Source organism: Ketobacter alkanivorans, assembly GCF_002863865.1.
Lineage (GTDB): Bacteria > Pseudomonadota > Gammaproteobacteria > Pseudomonadales > Ketobacteraceae > Ketobacter > Ketobacter alkanivorans.
This window is the reverse complement of sequence record NZ_CP022684.1, coordinates 1,087,201-1,110,197: the sequence shown is the minus strand read 5'-3', so window position 1 is coordinate 1,110,197 and position 22,997 is coordinate 1,087,201. Positions and strand designations below refer to the sequence as shown.

Annotated in this window: 21 protein-coding genes and 1 tRNA gene; 10 read left to right on the top strand and 12 right to left on the bottom strand. The window is 52.4% G+C overall.

The window, feature by feature from the left end:
- Positions 1-88 precede the first annotated feature (88 nt).
- The 4 genes from Kalk_RS04675 to Kalk_RS04660 all read left to right on the top strand — a co-directional run bounded on the left by Kalk_RS04675 (position 89) and on the right by Kalk_RS04660 (position 3,696).
- Positions 89-1,231, top strand: a complete 1,143-nt coding sequence (locus tag Kalk_RS04675) for a GGDEF domain-containing response regulator (protein ID WP_158643302.1) — start codon at positions 89-91, stop codon at positions 1,229-1,231.
- 64 nt (positions 1,232-1,295) lie between these two features.
- Positions 1,296-1,380 (top strand) — tRNA-Leu (locus Kalk_RS04670).
- Between the two features lie 150 nt (positions 1,381-1,530).
- Positions 1,531-2,607: an alpha/beta fold hydrolase gene (locus tag Kalk_RS04665; RefSeq protein ID WP_101893092.1), complete on the top strand. Its 1,077-nt coding sequence runs from the start codon at positions 1,531-1,533 to the stop codon at positions 2,605-2,607.
- A 213-nt stretch (positions 2,608-2,820) separates the two neighbouring features.
- The gene (locus Kalk_RS04660) at positions 2,821-3,696 is read left to right on the top strand and encodes a metal-dependent hydrolase (protein ID WP_101893091.1); all 876 of its coding nucleotides are present in this window, start codon (positions 2,821-2,823) and stop codon (positions 3,694-3,696) included.
- Positions 3,697-3,751: 55 nt separating this feature from the next.
- Here the strand turns inward: Kalk_RS04660 and Kalk_RS04655 are convergent, their stop codons facing one another.
- The 4 genes from Kalk_RS04655 to Kalk_RS04640 all read right to left on the bottom strand — a co-directional run bounded on the left by Kalk_RS04655 (position 3,752) and on the right by Kalk_RS04640 (position 9,102).
- Complete coding sequence (locus Kalk_RS04655) at positions 3,752-4,597, bottom strand: MerR family transcriptional regulator (protein ID WP_101893090.1); 846 nt, start codon at positions 4,595-4,597, stop codon at positions 3,752-3,754.
- Between the two features lie 63 nt (positions 4,598-4,660).
- A complete protein-coding gene (locus Kalk_RS04650) occupies positions 4,661-5,566 on the bottom strand; it encodes a DUF4382 domain-containing protein (protein WP_101893089.1) in 906 nt (301 codons plus the stop codon).
- A gap of 49 nt (positions 5,567-5,615) precedes the next feature.
- On the bottom strand, positions 5,616-7,946 hold the full coding sequence (locus Kalk_RS04645; RefSeq protein ID WP_101896216.1) for a molybdopterin-dependent oxidoreductase: 2,331 nt from the start codon (positions 7,944-7,946) through the stop codon (positions 5,616-5,618).
- Positions 7,947-8,439: 493 nt separating this feature from the next.
- Positions 8,440-9,102, bottom strand: coding sequence for an O-methyltransferase (locus Kalk_RS04640; RefSeq protein ID WP_101893088.1), 663 nt, complete (start codon positions 9,100-9,102; stop codon positions 8,440-8,442).
- A 161-nt stretch (positions 9,103-9,263) separates the two neighbouring features.
- Here Kalk_RS04640 and Kalk_RS04635 point away from each other — a divergent pair, with 161 nt between their 5' ends.
- Positions 9,264-10,223 (top strand): oxygenase MpaB family protein, encoded by a 960-nt coding sequence (locus Kalk_RS04635; protein WP_101893087.1) that lies wholly within the window; start codon positions 9,264-9,266, stop codon positions 10,221-10,223.
- A 14-nt stretch (positions 10,224-10,237) separates the two neighbouring features.
- On the opposite strand, the gene Kalk_RS04630 is transcribed toward Kalk_RS04635, so the two are convergent.
- The 8 genes from Kalk_RS04630 to map all read right to left on the bottom strand — a co-directional run bounded on the left by Kalk_RS04630 (position 10,238) and on the right by map (position 18,675).
- Positions 10,238-10,639 (bottom strand): hypothetical protein, encoded by a 402-nt coding sequence (locus Kalk_RS04630; protein ID WP_101893086.1) that lies wholly within the window; start codon positions 10,637-10,639, stop codon positions 10,238-10,240.
- Positions 10,640-10,650: 11 nt separating this feature from the next.
- Positions 10,651-11,796, bottom strand: a complete 1,146-nt coding sequence (gene dapE, locus Kalk_RS04625) for a succinyl-diaminopimelate desuccinylase (protein ID WP_101893085.1) — start codon at positions 11,794-11,796, stop codon at positions 10,651-10,653.
- A 95-nt stretch (positions 11,797-11,891) separates the two neighbouring features.
- Positions 11,892-12,638: a hypothetical protein gene (locus Kalk_RS04620; protein WP_101893084.1), complete on the bottom strand. Its 747-nt coding sequence runs from the start codon at positions 12,636-12,638 to the stop codon at positions 11,892-11,894.
- An 84-nt stretch (positions 12,639-12,722) separates the two neighbouring features.
- Positions 12,723-13,073 carry an ArsC family reductase gene (locus tag Kalk_RS04615; RefSeq protein ID WP_101893083.1) on the bottom strand — a complete coding sequence of 117 codons (351 nt, stop codon included), beginning with the start codon at positions 13,071-13,073 and terminating at the stop codon, positions 12,723-12,725.
- A 70-nt stretch (positions 13,074-13,143) separates the two neighbouring features.
- Positions 13,144-13,968 carry a 2,3,4,5-tetrahydropyridine-2,6-dicarboxylate N-succinyltransferase gene (dapD, locus tag Kalk_RS04610; RefSeq protein WP_101893082.1) on the bottom strand — a complete coding sequence of 275 codons (825 nt, stop codon included), beginning with the start codon at positions 13,966-13,968 and terminating at the stop codon, positions 13,144-13,146.
- Positions 13,969-13,996: 28 nt separating this feature from the next.
- Positions 13,997-15,196: a succinyldiaminopimelate transaminase gene (dapC, locus tag Kalk_RS04605; protein ID WP_101893081.1), complete on the bottom strand. Its 1,200-nt coding sequence runs from the start codon at positions 15,194-15,196 to the stop codon at positions 13,997-13,999.
- A gap of 2 nt (positions 15,197-15,198) precedes the next feature.
- Positions 15,199-17,895: a [protein-PII] uridylyltransferase gene (locus Kalk_RS04600; protein WP_101893080.1), complete on the bottom strand. Its 2,697-nt coding sequence runs from the start codon at positions 17,893-17,895 to the stop codon at positions 15,199-15,201.
- Between the two features lie 6 nt (positions 17,896-17,901).
- Entirely contained in the window at positions 17,902-18,675 is a 774-nt protein-coding gene (gene map / locus Kalk_RS04595; RefSeq protein ID WP_101893079.1) for a type I methionyl aminopeptidase, read from the bottom strand.
- 293 nt (positions 18,676-18,968) lie between these two features.
- On the opposite strand from map, the gene rpsB reads away from it, so the two are divergent.
- The 5 genes from rpsB to uppS all read left to right on the top strand — a co-directional run bounded on the left by rpsB (position 18,969) and on the right by uppS (position 22,997).
- The gene (rpsB, locus tag Kalk_RS04590; protein ID WP_101893078.1) at positions 18,969-19,739 is read left to right on the top strand and encodes a 30S ribosomal protein S2; all 771 of its coding nucleotides are present in this window, start codon (positions 18,969-18,971) and stop codon (positions 19,737-19,739) included.
- 130 nt (positions 19,740-19,869) lie between these two features.
- The gene (gene tsf, locus Kalk_RS04585; RefSeq protein ID WP_101893077.1) at positions 19,870-20,754 is read left to right on the top strand and encodes a translation elongation factor Ts; all 885 of its coding nucleotides are present in this window, start codon (positions 19,870-19,872) and stop codon (positions 20,752-20,754) included.
- 108 nt (positions 20,755-20,862) lie between these two features.
- Complete coding sequence (gene pyrH, locus Kalk_RS04580; protein ID WP_101893076.1) at positions 20,863-21,594, top strand: UMP kinase; 732 nt, start codon at positions 20,863-20,865, stop codon at positions 21,592-21,594.
- Between the two features lie 5 nt (positions 21,595-21,599).
- Positions 21,600-22,157 (top strand): ribosome recycling factor, encoded by a 558-nt coding sequence (gene frr, locus Kalk_RS04575; RefSeq protein WP_101893075.1) that lies wholly within the window; start codon positions 21,600-21,602, stop codon positions 22,155-22,157.
- 99 nt (positions 22,158-22,256) lie between these two features.
- Positions 22,257-22,997 (top strand): polyprenyl diphosphate synthase, encoded by a 741-nt coding sequence (gene uppS, locus Kalk_RS04570; protein ID WP_324775054.1) that lies wholly within the window; start codon positions 22,257-22,259, stop codon positions 22,995-22,997.

The following is a 22,997-nucleotide window of genomic DNA, read 5'->3' as shown; positions in this document are numbered from 1 at the left end:
AGTTCCTAATCCAGTTAATCTCCCGACCGGGTCATTCCTGTCTATAGTGAAGGAATAGATGTCACGATCCGGTGGGAGCCTCCTGTTCATGTCTGAAGCCGTTCAAACTTCGATTGATTCCGATGCAGAAAGTCAAACTCGTATTCTGCTTATTGATGATTCCAAAGTAATGCGTAAATCTGCCGTCAAAATGCTGGGGGCTGAGTTTGATGTGGTGGTGGCGGAGGATGGCCAGCAAGGTCTGGACATGATTTTGGGTGATTCCAGCATTCAGGTCGTGTTTACCGATTTGAACATGCCCAAGATGAATGGCTATCAGTTGTTGGAAGCGGTGCGCACCTCTCAGGATGAAGGTGTACGTAATTTGCCGGTGATAGTGGTGACCGGCGCCGAGAATGACGACGAGGCCAAAGAACAAGCCCTGAATCAAGGTGCCACTGACTTTATTACCAAGCCCTTCAATTCAACAGACCTGAAAGCGCGAGCCCACGCCCACGCCACCTATCAGCGCAACACCAAAACCTTGCAGCAAGTCGCCAGCGTGGACGCCCTGACCGGGCTGAATAACGAACGCAGTTTTGATGAGCACCTGCAAAAAGACCTTTCCTTTGTCGCCCGCCATAATCACGAAATAGCGTTGATGATGGTGGAGATCGATAATTTTAATGACCTGTTTCTTAAAATTGGCCGCAAAGGGGCTGACAGCCTGGTTCAGCAAGTGGCCAAGGTGCTGACGAAGAATGTGCGCAAAGAGGACGGCCTCGGGCGCCTGGGCCTGGCCCGTTTTGCGGCTTCACTGCCCACTGCAGGGCCGGAAGGGGCCACCCGGCTGGCGGAACGAATCTGTCAGACCGTTTCTGGCTTTAAAGCCAAGTTGCGGGGTGAAGTGCTGCAGATCAGTGTGTCGATCGGGGTGTATGTACCCTGCGACAAAGGCAGTGATCTAAGTGAAGCCTGTCTGCAGAAGGCCGAGCAAGCTCTGCGATCTGCTGTGGAAGCAGGGGGGAATCAGGTTCAGGCGTTGGTAGAGTCCACCTCCGCAGCGCGGGAGCCGGGTCTGCAGGATGTCACTGACTTCTCCATTGACGCATTGCTGCTCACACTCAGTGAAAACGGTGTAGCAGCGATTGAAGATCAGATCCCGCTGGCTATGCAGAGATTGCTGCCCTTGTGGCAGGCTTTGTCGGCAGAGCAGCGGTCAGCAGTGCTGTCGCAAATAGAAAGCAGTTAACACTGGGGCAAAAGCATTTTACAACCCGTTAAAAATTGGTAGAATGCGCGCCTCTCAACATTACGCGCTAGTGGTGGAATTGGTAGACACGCCAGATTTAGGTTCTGGTACCGAGAGGTGTGGGGGTTCAAGTCCCTCCTGGCGCACCATATCTTTTAGACCTTCTCGTAAATTTCTTGTCGACTCCTTTTTGCACTCATCCTCTGCAATTGGCCCCTTAGCCCATTTATTGATCTGATTAGTCACTGACAGACGGCTAGCGCTGGGTATTATGCCCCCCATGCTTAGGAGGCCCAATTATGTTGAAGCGAATCAATTCCAGTCGTGTGAAAACCGTTCTATCCAACGCGGGGGAGCGGATACTTCGACCACATACCCTTATCACTGCGGGCAAGACGCCATTTGACGTCATCCATGACAATGGTCTGGTGAAGCTGAGGCATTACCGCCGTGTGGGGATGCCGCCAGTCAAGCATGCGGTACCTTTGGTGATTGTTCCCCCCTTGGCAATCAATATGCTGATTTATGATTGGTTTCCTGATCGTAGCCTGGTGAAGTACTTCATGCAGCAGGGGTTTGATCTGTACCTGATTGACTGGGGCAGCCCTAGCCGTAAACACGCTAAGTACACGCTGGCAACCTACATTACCAAGCTGATGCCCGAGTTTATCGCCCAGGTGCGTGAACACAGCGGAAAACAGGATCTGTCTTTGCATGGCTGGAGCATGGGGGGTGGCTTCGGCCTGTGTTATCAGGCTTACAGCAAGGATGCAGCGATACGCAATATCGTCACAGTGGGCACTGCAGTGGATGGCCATGCCAACGGTCAGATTGGTCGTCAGTATGCAGCCTTGAATCGTGCCCTGAAAAGCGTCGGTATTAATTTCCGTAAAGTGCCCGCCAGTGCGGCCTATGCGCCAGCCTGGATTAACGCTATTGGTTTCAAATTATCCGATCCGGTGAGCAGTGTGCAGGGCTACGTGGATTTGGTTCGTAACCTGGATGATCGTGAGTTTGTGATTCAGCACGCGAACCAAAGTGCGTTTATGGACAACCTGGAAGCCTATCCCGGTGGTGTGATCCGTGATTGGATGTACAGCATCTGGCTGGAGAATGAGGCAGCGCGAGGTTATATGACGCTGGGGCGGGAGCGGGTGTATCTGCAGGATGTGAAGGCCAACCTGCTGGCACTGGCTGGCAGCAACGATAAACTGGCGAACGAGCACTGTTGTAAGCCGGTGATGGAACTGGTGGGCAGCGCCGATAAAGCCTTTATTCGTTGTCAGGGAGGGCATACCGGTATTCTCAGCGGCAGTCACGCTCCGGCAGAGGCTTGGCCGCAGACGGCACAATGGCTGAGTGAACGCTCCGTATGAATTGTAGGCTATGTAGGTTAGGTTGAAATTTGATCTCGAGACATGTTTGTCTATAATTTGAGCTAGATGTAAACAGGTTTAAGTTGTGTTATATATAACCATCAATAACATCGAATAATGTTACATTAATATCTGTTAAAACCTCTGTACGCCGTCATTGTTTTATATTACATTCAGTGATGTAACATAAAACAATGACACAGAGGGAAACCTATGACAGCTGCGATTCTTCCTGTACGCCGCAATCTTCAGTTCCATTTGCCCAAAGAAAAAATCGACGACTGGAATGGCGCTGGTCCTCATTGGACCCAATTTTTGAACACCCTCTCGATATTCTTTCCAGCCGGTGAGCGCTTTTTTATCCAAAGCGTACGTAACTACCGTAAAGACGTGGTGGACAAAGAGCTGAAAAAAGCGGTTTCTGCTTTTATTGGCCAGGAAGCGTTCCATACTCGTGAACATGAAGAATACAACGAGGCCATGGTTGAGGCCGGTATTCCAACTGATCAAATGGAAGCCAGCGTAGAGAAGCTGTTGGCGTTTGTTCAGAAAGTGATGCCGCGTCCTGTTCAATTGGCGGTTACGGTTGCTCTTGAGCACCTTACGGCCATGCTGGCTGATATCGTTATGGAAGATGATCGCTTCATCAAGAACTCTGATCCACATTATGAAGCCCTGTGGAAATGGCACGCCATGGAAGAAACCGAGCACAAAGGCGTGGCTTATGATGTGTACGAAGAGGTGGTGGGTAAAGGCCCAGGTGCCTATGCGTTGCGATCGACAGTGTTTGTCGCGGCCAATGTGATTTTCTGGAGCCTGTTCTATCGTTACTATTATCGCGTAATGAAGAGCCGTGGTGAGCACACTAATATGGCCGGTTGGAGGAAGTCATTCCGTTACCAGTTTGGCAAGCGTGGCGTGTTCCCTTCCTTGATTGGTGACTGGCTACGATTCTTTAAGCCTGGTTTCCACCCATGGGACATCAACAATATCCATTTGTTGGACGAAGCTGAAGAATTGATGCGTCTGGTAGATGGTTTTGCGGAGCAGGCTCAGCTGGTTCCTCAGAGCAATTCTGCGGCCGCGTGATAACTGGTGACATTAATAAAAAGGGCTCCCTTTGCGGAGCCCTTTTTATTTGAGCTTATTTGCTGTCTTTTTCGCGCGCCATACGTTCGATAATATTTTCCAGCCGGTCTGACAGCAGTCGGCTGGCGGCGTTCTCCATAGCTCGAGCCAACTCGGCATGGACTGCCATCTCTGCCAGAGGGCGCATGCGCCATACCAGATCGGCCAGTTTGGGGAATTCCTCTTGTGGGGGCAGTTCCTCTGTTTCGTAGTTGGAAAGCACGTGCTCTCCCACCAGGCGAACCAGTTCGTTAGCCACTCGTTCCACGTTGCCGCGCAGCATCCGCACGATGTCCAACAATTCCTCCAGCGGGATGCCGGTGGCCACCAGTTCTGCTCCGGCCCGCAGTGTTCTCATGCTGCGTACCCGTACCATGGCGCCTTCCGGTTTCATAAGATCCAGGTCGGTGGCGCGGGCAAGGGCTTCCGGGGTGAGGTAGGCGCCGAACATTTTGATCAGTTCAGTCATAGGCACCAGTATGGGTTCTTCGTCTGTCCAGGGGCTGGTTATGGCGGATTCCAACCCCATGAGATGGCGCAGATCGATGCCGTTTTCCAGGGCATCGATAAGATCTTTGATGCTGGAGAGGGAATAGCCCCGGTCTAACAAGCCCGAAATAACCCGTAGACGAGCCAGGTGGCTGTTGAAGTAGTAGCCTTTGCGCCCCCTAAGTTCCGGTGGCGCCAGTAGCCCCCTATCCTGATAAGCGCGAATATTGCGTACCGTGGTGTCGCAGGCGCGCGCCAGTTCATCGATTGTGTATTCTTTGCCTTGAGGCAGCTCCGTGGTTTTTTTCGCGGGGGCTGCCAGCCCAGGCAGATGCTGTGCAATGTAATTAAGGGTCTTGTGTGGCAGTTTCATGTGGTTCCTGATGCCAGTCGTTGACTGAATTGATCAGGATTATGCCACAGAATGCTGCTTGGTTCAGGGAATGACGATCGCCGTGTTTTGGCCAACTTGTAACGTGACATTAATGGTACCTTCTGCCGGGAACACAATGTTGTCGTCCACTTCGGGATTATCGTCCTGACCGTTGCAGACAAAGGCCAGGGTATAATTGTCGGCGTCCACCGGGCCAATATAGAAAGATTGGTTGGGGTCGGGACTGACCGGTGCCGACATGGTGGGGAAGACCACGTTGCTCATATCTTTTGGTGTTACATCGGTACCGTTAAAAACATATACCATTGGCACGTCGTCCGCATCGCAGGTGTTATAGAGGGAGTCGTTCACCGATCCGGTGACGTGGGCGAACTCGTCGTCCCGCTTGATGTGAATGACGGGCTTCAGCAGATAGCCGCTGTTGCGCTCCACAATGGACTTGCGCAGATCCCAGTCCATTACGTAGGCAACAGAATCACCGGAACCTACGCTGAATCCACCGCTGGTTTTGAGTTCGTTTTTATTGGCGGGTAGCTCTAGTGGGTCTTCAGAGTTGTCTTCCCACACGATGCGCGCGCTATTTTCCACCAAGCTGAAACGCACCCACTGGTAGTCACCGGAGGTAACCGATTCACTGGTGAAGAGCTGCTTGACGACACCCCCCGACAGGGCCAGCAGGTTTACTTCCAAAGTGCCGTCTACGGGGTCTACGTCGGGGCCGCTCAGCGCAATTCTTTTTTCATTGCTGCCGGATCGCTTCAGGAGGATTTCATCAATGGTGATCCAGACTTCTTTGGCACCGTCAACCGGAGCATCAGTAATGCCGAGGGTTAAGTTACCCGTACCGGCACTGCGTTGGCTATTGCCTTCACCGCCGCCACCGCCTCCACAGGCAGCCAGAGCCAGCCCGCAGATTAGGGCGATAAACGTAATTCTTGATGTGTTCATGTTCTGCTCCCGGTGCACTTGGCACCTTATTTTGGTCAAAAAATTAAACTTATGATGCTGAACTTGAGGCCAATCGTTTGTCGTTCAGCCGCACCACATTCTTTTCAATTTTGATGGTGCTGACAGTGACCTGCTGGCCGTTGAAGGCGGCTACGCCGGTCAGTGCATCAATGCTGTAGTCGTCAGTGATGTCGTTCACGCTGACCCCGGCATGTTTTTCTGCCACCGAAAGTTGGGTGCCGGTACGTTGGTGGCCCCAGCCGTGTGGTACACAGAGTACGCTGGGCATAATCTCTTCGGTGATTTGGGCCGGTAGTTCGATTTCACCAATCCGTGTGCTGACAATGATGTTGTCGCCGTTATTGATGCCCAACTTTTTCGCGTCGTCAGGATGTAACAGCGCAGTGCAGCGATTTTTGCCCTTCACCAGCCGTTCGCTATTGTGCATCCAGGAGTTGTTGCTGCGCACATCCCGCCGTCCGATCAGGGCAAAAGAGTCGGGCGCGGGTTTGGTTTTGCGCTCTAGGCGCTTTTGCAGGCGCACGATGTCTTTCATAAACAACTTTGGCACCAGGTTGATGCTTTTGCCTTGAGTGCCTAATCGTTCCGGCAGGCATGGCTGCAGCGGCCCCAGATCAATACCGTGGGGATTCTGCTTTAGTTTCTTCAGGCTCAGATTGTGCTGTTCGCCACGGGTATGGCGGCTGTATGGGCTCACATCCAGCAAAGCGCTGATGCCGCTGGCGGGGAAGCGCTTGTACATAAAGCGGGCCATGCGTTTTTGCATATCCGAAAGCGCTTCCGGTTGTCGCCCATAGGGGCCAGCTTTCAGGGCCAGATCCAGCATGCCTTCGTCACCCAATTTTTTGATGGCCAGATATTGCGCTTCACTGGCGGCCCACTTCAGTGGTGAATGTGATTGCAGGCGCCGTGTCAGCTCGTTGAATATCTGCCAGTCGTGGCGGGTGTCAGGCATGGGTTTGTAAAGGGCGCTGGAGTATTTTGCGGTATTACGCACCGTCATCATATTCAACGCCAGATCATAGTGTCCGTGTTCCAGTGGGCCGGTGGGGGGCAGAATAATGTGGGCGTGGCGAGTGGTTTCGTTTAGGTAGAAATCCACAGATACCATGAAGTCCAGCTGCTGCAGCGCCTTTTCAACTTTGCGGCCGTTGGGCAGTGATAAGACTGGGTTGCCAGCAGAGGTTACGAAGGCACGAATTTGACCTTTACCGGGGGTGAGCATCTCGTCTGCCAGGGTGGAGGCGGGGAACTCACCACCGAATTCAGGGTATTTACGTACTCGACTTTTACGTGAGTTAAAGCTGCCGGTGTTTCCGCTCACATTCGCCAGCCCGGGTAGATCCACCGCAGGGCGAGTGAACATGACTCCACCGGGCTCATCCAGGTTGCCGGTGAGGGTGTTGAATACGGTGATAAGCCAGTTGGTGAGGGTGCCAAATTCTTGGGTGGATGCACCCATGCGACCGTAGAAACAGGCGCTGGGTGCCTTGGCAAAGTTTATCGCCAACTGGCGAATGTCTTTGGCTTTCATGCCGGTGATGCGTGCAACCTTTTGCGGTGTAAATCCCACCACCATGTTTTTGACGATATTAATGCCTTGCAGATGATTGGTGAGGCGTCCGGTATCCACCAGATCCTGGCGAAACAGGGTGTGGAGCATGGCCATCAACAATAACGCATCGGTTCCGGGGCGAATAAAGTGGTGTTCATCGGCTATTTTGGCGGTTTCGGTCAGCCGTGGATCAATTACGATCAGTTTACCGCCCCGATCCTGCAGCGCCTTGACGCGATTTTTGAACCCTGGAGCCGTCATCAGGCTGCCGTTACTGGCCATTGGGTTCGCACCAAGGCAGATCATCATATCGGTGCGATCGATGTCCGGTATCGGAATCATCAGCTGGTTGCCAAACATTTTCATGGCCACCAGCATGGGGGCCAATTGATCCACGGAGGTAGCGCTGAAGCGGTTGCTGGTGCCCAGGGCAGACAGGAATGGCATCAGGGTCAGCATGCTGCCCAGGTTGTGGATGGTGGGGTTGCCCAGATAAATGCCGACGGCGTTGTTGCCGTGTTTCGCCTGAATGTTGCGCAGACGCGAGGCCACTTCATTCAGGGCGTTCTCCCAGCTGATTTGCTCCCAGCCCTCTGGCGTTTTCAGAAGGGGGTACTTGAGTCGGTCAGGATCCTCATGCAGATCTTGCAGAGCCACGGCTTTGGGGCAGATATGGCCTTTACTGAGGGGGTCGCCGGGATCGCCCTTAATCGCCAGTATATGGCCCTGATCATGGGTGATTTCGATGCCGCACATGGCTTCACAGAGATTACAGGTACGCAGATGTTTTTGCGGTTGAGGCATAGTCAATCCTTTATGCTGGCGGGTCTGGCCTTCGCTTGAAGCAATGTTACTCTTGGCATGCGGTACATAAAAGGCATTGCCTTCCAAATGCACATATTTTTGCCCCGCTTTGCACTTTAATTGCTCTGAGACATATTAGGGCAATTATGACCGAACAAAAAATAGACAAATCGGCTTTGGAATAGCTGTCTTATTAGCCAGTATAAATTTCTTTTTTCTGGCAGGCATTTTGCCTACTAATATTAGGCTATGTAAAAAGGTATGCAGCTCAGGCTGTTAAATGTAAGCGGGCGCTAACCGAAAAACTGGCTAAAAATTACTACAGAATTTATCGGTTTCAGCCCTTGCTTATGAGAGTTTTTGCGGTCTATTATCAGGGTCTCGACTACCCGATCGCTCAAATTGTCTTGCCTTCCGAATGACTCTCCTCAGCTATGGTGAAGCAGGCTTTTTTTCGCGATCGGGTAGGTCGATCTAATTGATTTTTAAGGCATTATCGCTTTCTGATCAGGCTGATTCCATCGGCGATAGTCAGCAGGCTCAGGTCTATCCTCTGATCGTTTTTCAGCTTTTTATTCAACGCTCTCAGAGCTTCCGTGTCCACGTCCACACAACTCTCATCGGCGACCCTTCCGCTCCATAACATGTTGTCCAGCAGGATGAGTCCGTTGGGTCGAATCAGCTCCAGGCATTGCTCATAGTAACGGTCATAATTTTCTTTGTCGGCGTCGATAAAGGCTAAGTCAAACTTGCCTGCGCCACCTTCATCCAGCAGTGATTGCAATGTATCGGCTGCCGGTGCCAGCACCAGTTTTATTTTCTGTTGCACGCCTGCTTGTTGCCAGTACTGTTTGGCGATGTTGGTCCAATCCTCATTGACGTCACAGCAAATCAACTCACCATCTTGTGGCAGGGCTCTGGCCATACACAGGCTGCTGTAGCCTGTGAAGGTGCCCACTTCAATGATGCGGCGTGCATCAATCAGTTTTACCAGCAAAGCCATAAACTGACCCTGTTCCGGTGCGATTTGCATGCGAGCCATTTCGTCTTTCGCTGTCTCCTGTCGCAAGCTTTGCAACAGGGCGTCATCCCGAATGGATTGCTCCTGTACGTAGCCGTAGATTGCGCGTAGATCCAGGGTGGGGGTGTTGGACATGTTGACGTCTCCTTTGGGCTTTGGGGTTGCTGTGGCAGCAACTATCACGGTTGCTGGCTGATCGCGCCATTGAGGCTTGGCCGACAAAAACGGTTCAATGGAAGCCTGTTATTAGAACACGATTGTGGTGTTTTGTTGTTGTCTGTTTTGGAGGGTAAACCATGGCCTCGGTTCAGCCGGTCACGCGGGATCAATTGATTGCACAGTTGGAAGAAATGAAGGGGCAGGTAATAAACCCCGCTGCGGGCATTTTTGGGCCTGACAGCATGTTCTGGCGTGTGATTCGTCACTCCGCCAGTTTTGTTGGAGCGGGGCGTGCGGTGTTGTTGCAAACGGCTCATCCCTGGGTTGCCAATGGCGTTAAGCAGCATTCCCGTACCTTGGATGATCCTCTGGGGCGTTTTCGCGGCACCTTTACCAATGTGTTTGCCATGGTGTTTGGCAATTTAGATCAAGTGGTTAACAGCTCTCTTAAAGTGCACGACATTCATCGCAAAATTGTCGGCAAGGTCGAGGAGGCGTCGGGTGCCTTTGCCGATGGCAGTCGCTATATGGCCAATGAAGTGAATGCCATGATCTGGGTGCACGCAACATTGTGGGAGGGGGCGGTGAAAATGTATGAAATGTTTGTCGGCCCGCTTACCGCAGAAGAGAAGGAGCGTTATTACCAGGAATCGAAAATGTTCGCTTATCTGTTTGGCATTCCAGAGCAAGCCTTGCCCCCGAACTGGAATGAGTTTTTGGAATACAACGAGCAAATGTGGTATTCCGATCAGCTCAGTGTACAGGCAGCGGCGCAAGAGATCGGTGGGTTTCTGTTTACCTTCAGCCCCATATTGAAGCCTGTACTGAATCGTTATGAGATCATTACGTCGCTGTTGTTGCCGGAGCCAATCCGTGAGCAGTATGGGATGACACCCGATACTCCAAGGAGTCGTCAATTATTTGAGCGTAACATCCGGTTGATTAAGCGGGTTTATCCTCACCTGCCCAATCACCTCAAGTATTTGCCCCCTTATATCGAAGCTCAGCGCCGTCTTAAGGGAAAGCATACCCCAGGCTTGGTGACCGGAACCCTCAACAAGTTGATTCTGGGGCAGTCTGCGCTAGTGTCCGCTTAAGTGATAAGAGTGGGTTACGATTCCTCGGTAACCCACTGTATAACGTGTTCGCCCTGTGCGTTGATCTGTAGCCACTGATCTGGATCGTCGCCATTGCTCCAGGCACTTTCTACGCAACGCACTTCGCTGTTGAGTGCGCTGAAGGCAGAGCGGCCCATTTCTACATCGTCAGCCCACGGGGTATCTTTGCTGTCGATCCATACCGATGTGAAGCCGGTGCGCCCTGCGTTCAGTACCACCATGCCACTGGCCACCAGGCCGGTTTGGCCGCAGCGAAACTTGCAGCCCTTTTTGCTGCTGCGGGTCACTTCGAAATGGGGCAGTGCATTGCCAAGCCACGCAGTAATGGCCTCCACATCGTTGTTGTCTACGTAGATTTCCAGGTCGTCCAGATGGGATAGGGAATCGTTGCTCATTGAGGGTCCGCCTACAGGTCCGATGCCAGCAAATTTACCATGATTTGTTCGTAGACACCGGTAAGGATGTCGAGATCATCGGCTTTAATGCGCTCGTTCAGTTTATGGATGGTGGCGTTGCAGGGCCCCAGTTCAATTACCTGAGTGCCTGTGGGCGCAATAAAACGCCCATCGGAGGTGCCTCCGGATGTGGACAGCTCCGGCTCTACATTGGCCTCAGTGCGAATAGCGCTGATCACTGCTTGCACCAGGTCGCCATGGCCGGTGATAAAGGGCATGCCGAACAGGGTCCATTCGATGTCGTATTCCAGGCCGTGGTCATCGAGAATCTTATGGGTTTTTTCTTTCAGGGAGTCGGCGGTGTTCTCGGTGGAGAAGCGGAAGTTGAACACCACGTCCACATGGCCTGGAATGACGTTGGTCGCACCTGTGCCGCCATTGATGTTTGAGATCTGGAACGAGGTGGGAGGAAAGAATTCATTGCCGTTATCCCAGTGGGCGGTGGCTAGGGTGTTCAATGCCGGCGCTACCTGATGGATGGGGTTACGGGCCAGATGCGGATAGGCAACGTGTCCTTGAATACCTTTGATGTTCAGTTTGGCCCCCAGCGAGCCACGGCGACCATTTTTAACCACATCGCCGACTTTCTCCGAGCTGGATGGCTCGCCAACAATGCACCAGTCCATTTTTTCGTTGCGGGCTTCCAGGTGCTCCACTACTTTGACTGTGCCGTTGATGGAGGGGCCTTCTTCGTCGCTGGTGATAAGAAACGCAATGGATCCCTTGTGGTCTGGGTGCTTTGCTACAAAACGCTCACAGGCTGTCACCATGGCTGCCAGGCTGCCTTTCATGTCGGCGGCGCCCCGGCCACACAGCATCCCGTTTTCGATGACAGGTTCAAAAGGGTGGTGATCCCAGTTTTCCACCGGACCTGTGGGGACCACATCGGTGTGCCCGGCCAGCGCCAGCACGGGGCCTTGGTTGCCGCGACGAGCCCAAAAGTTGTCCACCTCACCGAAGCGCAGGCGTTCCACCTCGAAACCGATGGCGCTCAGGCGTTCAATCATGATGTTCTGGCAGTCGCAATCATCCGGGGTGACGGATGGCCGGGCGATCAGTTGCTTGGCCAGTTCAAGGGTGGGGGACAGTTCGGACATGAAGCAGGGCATCCAGTGTGATTAAAGGGCCGGCTATGATACCAAAAGCCGGGCCTATTACCGAATGCCAGTTTGACTCGTCGTTGGTTAAACCCTCAGTTGAACGCCTTGGCGGCCTCTACCTCGTCGGGTAGCACCGACTTGCGGCCTTCGTAGTACTTGTTCCATTCAATTTTTACCGCCCGTATATTGCCCTGGGTGGCTTTGGGGAAGGGCTTGATGGCCTTGAGGTCTACACCGGCCTGCATCAATGTCAGCGCGGCCAGCTTCACTTCGATCAGCTCCATATCGCGGCCGAAATAAATGATGTTCACGTCTGCTTCCGGTGTTTCGTCCTCCCGATAGGGCAGTACCAGATAGCCTATTTCACGCAGCGCCAGGTTTACGATGTTGCCGTCCACCGAGGTGGGTATTCCTTTAATTAACATGGGCTTACTGGGTTGGTACTGTTCCATTAAGCGCTGCCGGGCCTGGTGTGATTGCTGGGCGTGGGTAATGGCTGGGTTTTGGCGCAGCCAGCCATAACTGATCAACTCTTTAAGCAGCGCCTGCTCTTCATCGGAGGGTGGTTTGAGTTGGGCCAGGATCAAGGTCAGCTCGTCCAGGTGACTGTACTTCCAATCCTCGATCTCAGCCAGAGCGGCGTTTTTTTCTTCCACCATTGCAAACTGCTGGCTGCTGACGACATTGGCATAGATGGCAACAGCCAACATGATCAGGCTAAGAACTGAAATGACCGCAATACCGGGGATGGATTTCAGCGGTAACATTTTCACCGCTACAGCCAAGCCAGCGGCGGTTAGTAACATAATCCAGGGCAGCAGATAGGGTAGGGTGCTCATAGTGTCCTAAAAATTCATTGAATATAATGAATTAGTATAGACAACTCAGCGGGAACGTCAGGTATGCACGCCAAAGGGAATGACCTACAGGCCGAAAAAAGCCTGGAAATCCTGATCTTTAAAGCCAACGCTGGTGTTGTTGCCGCTGACCATGACCGGGCGTTTGATCATGGCGGGGTGTTCCACCATTAATTGCACGGCGCAGCGTTCATCTACGCTGTCTTTTACGTCGTCTGGGAGCTGGCGCCAGGTGGTGCCGCGCTTATTCAGCAGAATCTCCAGGGGCTGGGTTTTCATCCACTCACGAATCATGGATTCGTTGATGCCGTCTTTGCGGAAGTCATGAAAGCGGTATTCGATGCCATTGGCGTCCAGCCATTTGCGGGCCTTCTTGACGGTGTCGCAATTGGGTATGCCGTAAAGGGTGGTGGTCATGGGGGCCTCTTGAAGTCTGTGGCGCAGGGTCGGGTCACGACCCTGCTGATGCCGGTCTGCAGCGTGTTACTTAGTCAGTAATACGCAGCAGTTCGTTGATGCCGACCTTGCCACGGGTTTTCTCGTCGACCTTTTTCACGATAATGGCGGCGTACAGGCTGTACTTGCCACAGGCGGACGGCAGGTTGCCGGATACAACAACAGATCCTGCTGGCACTCTACCATAATGGGTTTCGCCGGTTTCACGATCATAGATGCGGGTGCTTTGGCCGATGTAGACTCCCATGGAGATAACGGAGCCTTCACCAACCACCACGCCTTCAACAACTTCCGAGCGGGCACCGATAAAGCAGTTATCTTCAATGATGGTGGGGCCGGCCTGCAGGGGTTCCAGCACGCCGCCAATGCCAACACCGCCAGACAGATGCACGTTTTTGCCAATCTGGGCACAGGAGCCAACGGTGGCCCAGGTGTCTACCATGGTGCCGCTGTCGACATAGGCGCCAATGTTGACATAGGAAGGCATCAACACAACATTGGGTGCGATGTAGCTACCGGCACGGGCCACCGCAGGGGGCACTACGCGAACGCCGGAAGCTTTAAATTCCTCAGCTGTCATATTGGCAAACTTAGAGGGTACTTTGTCGTAATACTGTGTGAACTGTCCTGCAATGGGGGCGTTGTCGTTGATGCGAAAGCTCAGCAGCACGGCTTTTTTCAGCCATTGGTTTACCACCCAGTCCCCGTCCAGCTTCTCGGCTACGCGGGCTTCACCGCTATCGAGCATGGCCAAGGCATCGCTTACTGCCGCTTTTACGCTGGCATCAACGCTGGTAGGGGAAATGCTGGCGCGGTTTTCAAACGCGGTCTCTATGATGGATTTCAAATCGGACATTATTGGTCTCCTGTAAAATGACTTGTCCTTAAGACGACTGGACAAACTGTTTGATTCGTTCGGCAGCTTCAGTGCACTGTTCAAGCGGTGCAACCAAGGCCATCCTGACCCGGTTTTCCCCCGGGTTTATTGTGTTAATGGTGCGCGAAAGATAGCGGCCGGGCAGTACCGTGACATGTTGTTGTTGAAACAGTCCACGGGCAAAGTCGGTATCGGCAATGTGCGTTTTTGGCCAAAGGTAGAAGCTGGCATCAGGTCGTTGAACATCCAGTACGCCATCCAGAACATTTAACACGGAACTGAATTTTTGCTGATAGATACGACGGTTTTCCTGCGCGTGGCTCTCATCAGACCAGGCCGCGATGCTGGCCAATTGATGCTGCACTGGCATGGCGCAACCGTGGTAGGTGCGATACTTTAAAAACGCAGCCAGGATATCTGCATCGCCTGCGACGAAGCCGGAACGTAAGCCCGGTAGGTTGGATCGTTTTGACAGGCTGTGAAACACCACGCAGCGTTTGAAATCGGTGCGGCCCAGGTTTTTACAGGCCTGCAACAAGCCAACGGGTGGGTTGGTCTCATCGAAGTATATTTCGGAATAGCATTCATCGGAGGCGATGACAAAGTCATACTGGTCTGCCAAGGCAATCAATTTGTGCAGAGTCGCCTCGTCGGTTACCGCCCCTGTTGGATTGCCAGGGCTACACAAGAACAGTAATTGGCAACGTTGCCAGACGCTCTCAGGCACCGAATCGTAATCAGGTACAAAACCGTTTTCCGGCAGGCAGGGTAAAAAGTGCGGTTCTACGCCAGCCAGATACGCTGCGCCTTCGTAGATCTGATAAAACGGATTCGGAGACACAATCAGTGGTTCGGCCTGATGACGATCAGCCACCACTTGGGCGAATGCAAACAGCGCTTCACGGGTGCCGTTGACCGGCAGAACCTCGGTATCGGGGCACAAGCCCTCGCTGCCCAGTTCAAATCGTTTACAGGCCCACTGACTGATGGCTTTACGCAATTCCGGCAGGCCTTTCGTGGTGGGGTACACGGCCAGTTTGTCGATATTGTGAATGATGCTGTCTTTTACAAATGCCGGGCTTTGGTGTTTGGGTTCACCAATAGAGAGGGCGATGTGCGGCAGCCCAGCCTCGTGTTTTACGCCAGCAAACAACTGGGCGAGTTTTTCAAAAGGGTAAGGTTGCAGCTTTTGTAGGTCGCTATTCATTCTCAGGTTGCCGTTTGATCCAGTTTTTCTTTGAAGGCTGATTTCAGCTGCTCACACAGGGCAGGATCTTTGATCATGTCACCATTGTGATCGGTAATGTAGAACACGTCTTCCACCCGTTCACCCAGGGTCGCAATGCGTGCGTTTTGAATCAGCATATTGTTTTCGAGAAAGATGCAGCCTACTTCAGCCAAAAGGCCGGGGCGATCCAGTGCCACCAATTCTAAAATGGTGTATTCCTTCTCGATGTCATTGCTGATGATGACTTCAGTGGGGATGTTAAAGTGTTTTAGCGCTCTTGGCATGCGCTTGTGTACAATTTCAGGATATTTGCTGGGATCTTTCAGGGCTTTGCGTAATTTGGTCTGAATTTGCTGAACCCGCGCTGGATCGTCTCCGATGTGAGAGCCGTTTTCTTCCAGAATAATATAGGTATCCAAGCTGAAACCGGTACTGGAGGTGATGATTTTTGCGTCAGCAATGGACAGATTTAATTGGTTCAGCGCAGCCACTGTTGCTGCAAACAGGTTGGGGGCATCCTGAGTGTAAATGAAAACTTCTGCCGCTCCCTGATAGTTGCGTTCATCGGTTTTGCCCAATAGCACCAGTGGTTCATCGCTGTCGGCGTGGTTCAGAATGGCTTCTGTATGCCTGGCTACATCACCATAGGTTTCCCGCAGAAAATAATCATCTCCCAGGTAGTCCCAGAGGGCGGTAACGTCCGCTTCCTTGAAATTGTGGTTGGAGAGCAGCGCCATGGCACGTTCTTTCGTTTCCTCGATCCAGTCTTCGCGGTTGCCCGGGTTTTCTAAGCCGCGTCGTAATGCCCTGCGTGTTTCAGCGTAGAGCTGCCGCAACAGCGCGCCGCGCCAACCATTCCATAGTTTGGGGTTGGTAGCGCAAATGTCTGCAACGGTAAGTGCGTGCAGGTAATCCAGTCGTATCTGGTCGCTTACTTTACAGGCGAACTCGTGAATAACATCCGGGTCTGATACGTCTTTTTTCTGAGAGGTGATGGACATCAGCAAGTGATTTTCTACCAGCCAAGCCACCAGACTGGCGTCCCACTTGCTGAGCCGGTGATGGATGCAGAAATTATAGGCATCTACTGCACCCAGTTTAGAATGATCGCCACCGCGACCTTTGCCCAAGTCGTGAAACAGTCCGGCGATGTAGAGCAGCTCAATTTTTGGAATCCTTTGCACCAAAAAGTGGGCAATAGGAAAATCCTTTTTCACCTCTGGATGGCGGAACATACGCAGATTCCGCAATACGTGCAGGGAGTGGGCGTCCACCGTATAAATGTGGAACAAATCGTACTGCATCTGCCCGATGGCCTGGCCAAAGGCTGGAATATAATTACCCAGAATGCCGTAGCGCTTCATGCGATGGAACTGGGTATAGATCTTGTTCGGCGATCGCAGCAGCTCCATAAACAGTGAGATATTGCGAATGTCATTACGAAAGTGCTCGTCGACCAGGTGTCGACTGTCGCGGATCAGGCGAATGGTGGATGCGCGGATAGCCTGAATGTTCTCGTTCTGCGCCAGAATCAGGAACACCTCAAGCAGTGCCGATGGCGTGCGTTCAAACACTTTGTCGTGAGTGACTTCAATGAAGTCATTGCGAATCTGAAAACGACTGTTGACCGGCGTGATCACCTCTGGCTCATCTGCCCGCAGAATGGCCTCGTCGAAGTGCTGCAGCAGCATGTCATTCAGTTGCGAGATAGACAGCGCCACCCGGTAATACCGTTTCATGAACTTTTCCACCGCCAGGGTGGCTTTGGAATCGCGATAGCCCAGCATGTCTGCCACGGCTCTTTGGTGATCAAACAACAAGCGGTTCTCGCCGCGACCGGTGATCAGGTGCAGAGCGTAGCGCACTTCCCACAGAAACAAGTGCCCGGAATTGAGAATGTCATATTCGTCACTGGTCAAAAAGCCGTGGCTGACCAGCTCGCTCATACGGTTGGCATTGAAGTAGCGTTTCGCTACCCAACCGATATTCTGGATGTCCCGCAGGCCGCCAGGAGCGCCCTTGATATCGGGCTCAAGGTTGAACTCGGTATTGCTGAATTTGTCGTAACGGGCGATTTGCTCCGTCCACTTTGCCATAAAAAAGGCTTTAGCGTCCCAAATGTGCTCTGGGCCGGTGACCTTTTGCATCTCTTCGGTCAGGCTTGGGTCGCCGCAGATGGTCCGGGATTCCATCAGGTTGGTGGCGATGGTGATGTCGCTGTCTGCCAGTTCGGCACATTGCTTCAGCGTACGCACGCTGTGGCCCACATCCAGGCCAATGTCCCACAGCTGGGTGACGAACGCCGAAAGATCCTCTTTGAAGCGTTCGGCGCTGGCGTCGTCCCGCAGCAGAATCATCAGGTCAATGTCGGAATGGGGGTGGAGTTCGGCCCGGCCGTAACCGCCCACGGCCAACAACGCAATATCGGGGCACTGCGCGCATGAATAATGTGACCAAAGCCGTTGCAGCAGGTTGTCCATCACCCAGGCGCGACGGCGAATAATCAGCTTGATGTTTTCCAGGCGCAGAAACCGTTGATTCAGGATCTCATCGGCGTCTCGAATAGCCTGTTTGAACGCCAGTGCAACGGATCCTTTTTCGGCCACCAGTCGCTCGAAGCGTTCCTCTTCGAACAGCTCTGGATCGTGCTTCAGCTCAGTAACGAGAGGCGTTTTCATCGTGGCTTAGAGGCCGGTTTCTTCGGAACGCAGAGTCAGCACTTCATAGCCGGTTTGGGTAACCAGCAAGGTGTGCTCCCATTGGGCCGACAGCTTGTGATCCTTGGTGACCACAGTCCATTTGTCAGGCAGAAGTTTGGTGAAGCGCTTGCCCGCATTGATCATGGGCTCGATGGTGAAAGTCATGCCCGCTTGCAGAGCAAGGCCGGTGCCTGCTTTACCGTAATGCAGCACCTGTGGCTCTTCATGAAAGCCTTCGCCTATGCCGTGGCCGCAATACTCCCGTACCACCGAATAATGGTTGCTTTCGGCGTGTTTCTGGATGGCGGCACCGATATCCCCGAGTCTGACACCCGGTTTTACCATCTTAATGCCCAGATAGAGGCATTCTTGTGTGATGGTGGCCAGGCGCTGGGCTTGAATTGAGGGTTCCCCCACAAAAAACATCTTGCTGGTATCGCCGTGGTAACCGTCTTTGATCACCGTAATATCGATGTTTACGACGTCGCCTTTCTTCAGCACTTTGGTGTCGCTGGGGATGCCGTGACAGATGACATGGTTTACCGACGTGCAGATCGACCTGGGAAAGCCCTTGTAGTTGAGCGGGGCAGGAATGGCTTTCTGCTCGTTCACAATGTAGTCGTGACAGATCTTGTCCAGTTCACCGGTAGTGACACCTGGCTGCACGTAATCGCCAATCATTTCAAGCACTTCTGCTGCCAGACGGCCGGCAACGCGCATCTTTTCGATCTGTTCGGGGGTCTTGATAATAATGCTCATGAATATGGAAACCGCTTAGAATCCGCTGGGGCTGGGCAAAGCAGGGTATTGTACATGGGCTTACGGCCAGGATATACCCCTGATGGGTGGGGGATTTATGCCCTGGTTCGTCGCTAATTGGTTGTTGTGGTGGGTGCTTTGTGGTATAAAGCGCCGCTCAAATAAAACCGTAATCCACACATGCACCGTCACGTGAGTCAGGGTGCCTTTGTTCCAAGGCCTTGGTTGCCAATGTTCAAAGGTTGATTCATGGGGTTCATGGAGGCTTAACCCATTAAAATCTGGAGTCTTATATGACAACTCAAGTCAGCATGCGCGAAATGTTGAAAGCCGGTGTCCACTTTGGTCACCAAACCCGTTTCTGGAACCCCAAGATGGGCGAATTCATCTTTGGCGCCCGTAACAAAATTCACATCATTAACCTGGAGCAAACCGTTCCGGCCTTTAATGATGCCCTGCAGTTTATTAACAAACTGACTTCGCACAAAAACAAAATTCTGTTTGTTGGCACCAAGCGTGCTGCCAGCAAAATCATCCAGGAGCAGGCTCGCCGTGCCGGCATGCCTTACGTAAACCACCGCTGGTTGGGTGGTATGCTGACCAACTGGAAAACCATTCGTCAGTCCATCCGTCGCCTGAAGGATCTGGAAGCCCAGAGCCAGGACGGTACCTTCGATAAGCTGACCAAAAAAGAAGCACTGATGCGTACCCGTGAGATGGAAAAACTGGAGCGCAGCTTAGGCGGTATCAAGGATATGGGCGGCCTGCCAGACGCGATTTTCGTAATCGACGTTGATCACGAGCGCATCGCTGTGACTGAAGCCAACAAACTGGGCATTCCTGTTATCGGTATCGTGGATACCAACAGCAACCCAGACGGCATCGATTATGTTATTCCTGGCAATGATGATGCCATCAAAGCCATTCAGTTGTATGTTGAGTCCATTGCCAACGCTTGTCTGGATGGTGCTGAATACGCAAAAACTTCCGGCGGCGCCTCTGACTCAGACGGCTTTGTTGAAGTCGCTGAAGAAGCTAGCCCTGAAGCACCTGCTGCCAGCTAAAAAATAGCCGTCACACAATTACGTTATAACAGTCATTGTTGTGGCGGATCAAAAAAGGGGGCTTGGCCCCCTTTTTTCCAATTGATCAGATAGCAACCAAATTCATTCAAGGTATAAAGAGGATATTCTCATGGCTGTGACTGCCGCCCTGGTAAAAGAACTTCGTGAGCGCACCGGCTTGGGCATGATGGAATGCAAAAAAGCCCTGGTAGAAACCAATGGTGACATTGAAACTGCAATCGACAACCTGCGTAAGTCTGGCCAGGCTAAAGCCGCCAAGAAAGCCGGTCGTACGGCTGCAGAAGGTATCGTAATTGCCAAGGTATCAGACGATGGCAAAACCGGTATTCTGTTGGAAATCAACAGCGAAACCGACTTCGTTGCCCGTGATGATAACTTCCTGAACTTCGCCAATGGCGTGGCTGACCGCGTTCTGTCCACCAAAGAAACTGACATCGCCAAGCTGCTGGAAGTGGCTATGGTTGAGGGTGGCAGCGATTCAATCGAGGAGACTCGTTCCGCGCTGGTGCAGAAAATCGGTGAGAACATTCAGGTGCGCCGTTCCTACGTTGTAGAGAGCGAAGGCCTGGTATCTGCTTACGTGCACAGTGGTAAAATCGGCGTTCTGGTTTCCATGAATGGCGGTAATGATGATCTGGGCAAAGATGTGGCCATGCATGTAGCGGCTTCCAACCCGCTGGTTGTTAACCCTGACCAGGTTGATCAAGCCACTTTGGATAAAGAAAAAGAAATTTTCTCTGCTCAGGCGGCAGAAAGTGGTAAGCCTGCTGACATCATCGAAAAGATGGTACTGGGACGCATTTCCAAGTTCCTGAAAGAAGTCAGCTTGGTTGACCAGCCTTTTGTTAAAGATCCAGATACCACTGTTGGCAAGCTGGTTAAGGCTGCTGGTGCTGAATTGACTTCTTTCACCCGCATTGAAGTTGGTGAAGGTATTGAGAAAGAAGAAGTGGATTTTGCTGCCGAAGTAATGGCTCAAGCTCGCGGCCAGTAATAGATACTTCCAAAAAGGCACTCATGGACTGCATGGTACACTCTGGGTATCATGCTCCCCCATGGGTGCCTTTTGTTAACTACCCCTTTCCTGATATTGGAGTAATGCATGCCTGCGTCTGACCGTACCCCCAAGTATAAACGTATCCTGTTGAAGCTCAGTGGCGAAGCCCTGATGGGCGAGATGGACTTTGGCATAGACCCAAACGTACTGGATCGAATGGCCCTTGAAATCGGCCAGCTGCGAGGCATTGGCGTACAGGTGGGTCTGGTGGTAGGCGGCGGCAACCTGTTTCGGGGGGCTGCGTTGCAGAAGGCTGGCCTGGATCGGGTTACCGGAGATCACATGGGCATGTTGGCTACCGTAATGAACGGTTTGGCCATGCGTGATGCGCTGGAGCGCGCCAATATTTCAACCACCTTAATGTCGGCCATCCAGATGAGCGGCGTGGTTGAGCACTATGATCGTCGTCGTTCCATGCGTTTGCTGGAACAAGGGGACGTCGTGATATTTGCTGCAGGTACAGGCAACCCGTTCTTTACAACGGATTCTGCTGCCTGTTTGCGCGGTATTGAAGTTGAGGCCGATGTAGTGTTCAAGGCCACCAAAGTGGATGGCGTATACGATTCTGATCCTGTGAAAAACCCGGAAGCGGTCAAATACAATAGTCTCACTTATGACGAAGTGCTTGAAAAAAAGCTGGGAGTCATGGATCTTACTGCCATCTGTCTGTGCCGGGATCACGATATGCCCGTGCGCGTGTTCAATATGAACCAAGCAGGTTCGTTGCTCACCGTCACTTTGGGCGGTGCTGATGGAACCCTCATCGAAAAAGGATAAAGGCCGTGATTGACGATATTAAAAAAGACGCCGAATCTCGTATGAAAAAATCCCTTGAAGCGCTGGAAAATGCCTTCAAAAAAGTGCGCACCGGTCGTGCTCATCCCAGTATTCTGGATGGGGTAATGGTGTCCTACTACGGATCAGATACCCCTCTAAAACAAGTAGCCAACATCACCATTGAAGATGGCCGTACCCTGGCGATCAGTGCCTGGGAGCGACACCTGATTCCCGATATCGAAAAAGCCATCATGAAAGCGGACTTAGGCCTCAATCCCAGCAGTAATGGTGATTTGATTCGGGTGCCCATGCCCGCTTTGACCGAGCAGACTCGTAAGGAAATGGCCAAGGTCTGTAAGGCAGAAGCAGAGCAAGGGCGTGTGTCGGTGCGTAATATCCGCCGAGATGCCAATAGCGACCTGAAAGAGTTGCTGAAAGAAAAAGAAATCAGTGAAGACGAAGAGCGTAAGGGTCAGGATGACATCCAGAAGCTGACCGATAAATACGTCGCCATCATTGAAGACATGCTGAAGAAAAAAGAAGCGGATTTGATGGAGGTATAACCTACCAGTCCCTTCGAGGGGCCGCTACGGCCCCTTTTTTCTGCCAATCATCCTGACCCCCAGAGGATACCAGTGAAAGTACAATCTTCTGCGCCGGATCTGGACAGCGTCCAGTCCTCGAATCCGCGTCACGTGGCCATCATCATGGATGGTAACAACCGTTGGGCCAAGCAGCTTGGTCTGCGTGGCGTAGAGGGGCACAAGCAGGGCGCTAAAACCGTACGTGATACCGTTGAAAGCTGCGCCAGGCTGGGTGTCGAAGTGCTTACCGTGTATGCCTTCAGCAGTGAAAACTGGCGTCGTCCGCAGGATGAAGTTAGTGCACTGATGAACCTTTTCCTGGAAGCGTTGGCGGATGAAGTGCCCGACCTGCACAAAAATGGCATTAAATTGGTGTTTATTGGCGACCTTTCTGCCTTCAGCGATGAGTTGCGCAGTAAAATGCAACTGGCCATGGAGCAGACCGCTGCTAACCAACAGATGGTGTTCGCAGTTGCGGTGAACTACGGCGGGCAGTGGGACATCGCTAATGCAGCGCAGCAACTGGCGTTTAAAGTCCAGGCTGGTGAACTTGACCCTAAAGACATTACCACTGAATTGATGCAGTCCCATGTGGCGTTAGGCAATCTCCCGCCACCGGATCTGTGCATTCGCACCGGCGGTGATAACCGCATCAGCAACTTCCTGTTGTGGCAATTGGCCTACGCCGAATTGTATTTCACTGATCTGTTCTGGCCCGATTTTGATCAGCAGGCACTGGAAGCAGCGTTTTCTGAATTTCGGAGCCGTCAGCGACGCTTTGGGCGAACCAGCGAACAAATAGAAGCGAGCCAACAATAA

Coding starts and splice junctions, on each gene's coding strand:
- pyrH (WP_101893076.1), top strand. CDS start 20,863: ATGCCTGCGTCTGACCGTACCCCCAAGTATAAACGTATCCTGTTGAAG.
- Kalk_RS04640 (WP_101893088.1), bottom strand. CDS start 9,102: ATGTCCAACACCCCCACCCTGGATCTACGCGCAATCTACGGCTACGTA.
- Kalk_RS04650 (WP_101893089.1), bottom strand. CDS start 5,566: ATGAACACATCAAGAATTACGTTTATCGCCCTAATCTGCGGGCTGGCT.
- Kalk_RS04675 (WP_158643302.1), top strand. CDS start 89: ATGTCTGAAGCCGTTCAAACTTCGATTGATTCCGATGCAGAAAGTCAA.
- Kalk_RS04600 (WP_101893080.1), bottom strand. CDS start 17,895: ATGAAAACGCCTCTCGTTACTGAGCTGAAGCACGATCCAGAGCTGTTC.
- Kalk_RS04615 (WP_101893083.1), bottom strand. CDS start 13,073: ATGACCACCACCCTTTACGGCATACCCAATTGCGACACCGTCAAGAAG.
- Kalk_RS04645 (WP_101896216.1), bottom strand. CDS start 7,946: ATGCCTCAACCGCAAAAACATCTGCGTACCTGTAATCTCTGTGAAGCC.
- Kalk_RS04635 (WP_101893087.1), top strand. CDS start 9,264: ATGGCCTCGGTTCAGCCGGTCACGCGGGATCAATTGATTGCACAGTTG.
- tsf (WP_101893077.1), top strand. CDS start 19,870: ATGGCTGTGACTGCCGCCCTGGTAAAAGAACTTCGTGAGCGCACCGGC.
- rpsB (WP_101893078.1), top strand. CDS start 18,969: ATGACAACTCAAGTCAGCATGCGCGAAATGTTGAAAGCCGGTGTCCAC.
- Kalk_RS04660 (WP_101893091.1), top strand. CDS start 2,821: ATGACAGCTGCGATTCTTCCTGTACGCCGCAATCTTCAGTTCCATTTG.
- Kalk_RS04665 (WP_101893092.1), top strand. CDS start 1,531: ATGTTGAAGCGAATCAATTCCAGTCGTGTGAAAACCGTTCTATCCAAC.
- Kalk_RS04630 (WP_101893086.1), bottom strand. CDS start 10,639: ATGAGCAACGATTCCCTATCCCATCTGGACGACCTGGAAATCTACGTA.
- dapE (WP_101893085.1), bottom strand. CDS start 11,796: ATGTCCGAACTGTCCCCCACCCTTGAACTGGCCAAGCAACTGATCGCC.
- Kalk_RS04620 (WP_101893084.1), bottom strand. CDS start 12,638: ATGAGCACCCTACCCTATCTGCTGCCCTGGATTATGTTACTAACCGCC.
- dapD (WP_101893082.1), bottom strand. CDS start 13,968: ATGTCCGATTTGAAATCCATCATAGAGACCGCGTTTGAAAACCGCGCC.
- map (WP_101893079.1), bottom strand. CDS start 18,675: ATGAGCATTATTATCAAGACCCCCGAACAGATCGAAAAGATGCGCGTT.
- Kalk_RS04655 (WP_101893090.1), bottom strand. CDS start 4,597: ATGAAACTGCCACACAAGACCCTTAATTACATTGCACAGCATCTGCCT.
- dapC (WP_101893081.1), bottom strand. CDS start 15,196: ATGAATAGCGACCTACAAAAGCTGCAACCTTACCCTTTTGAAAAACTC.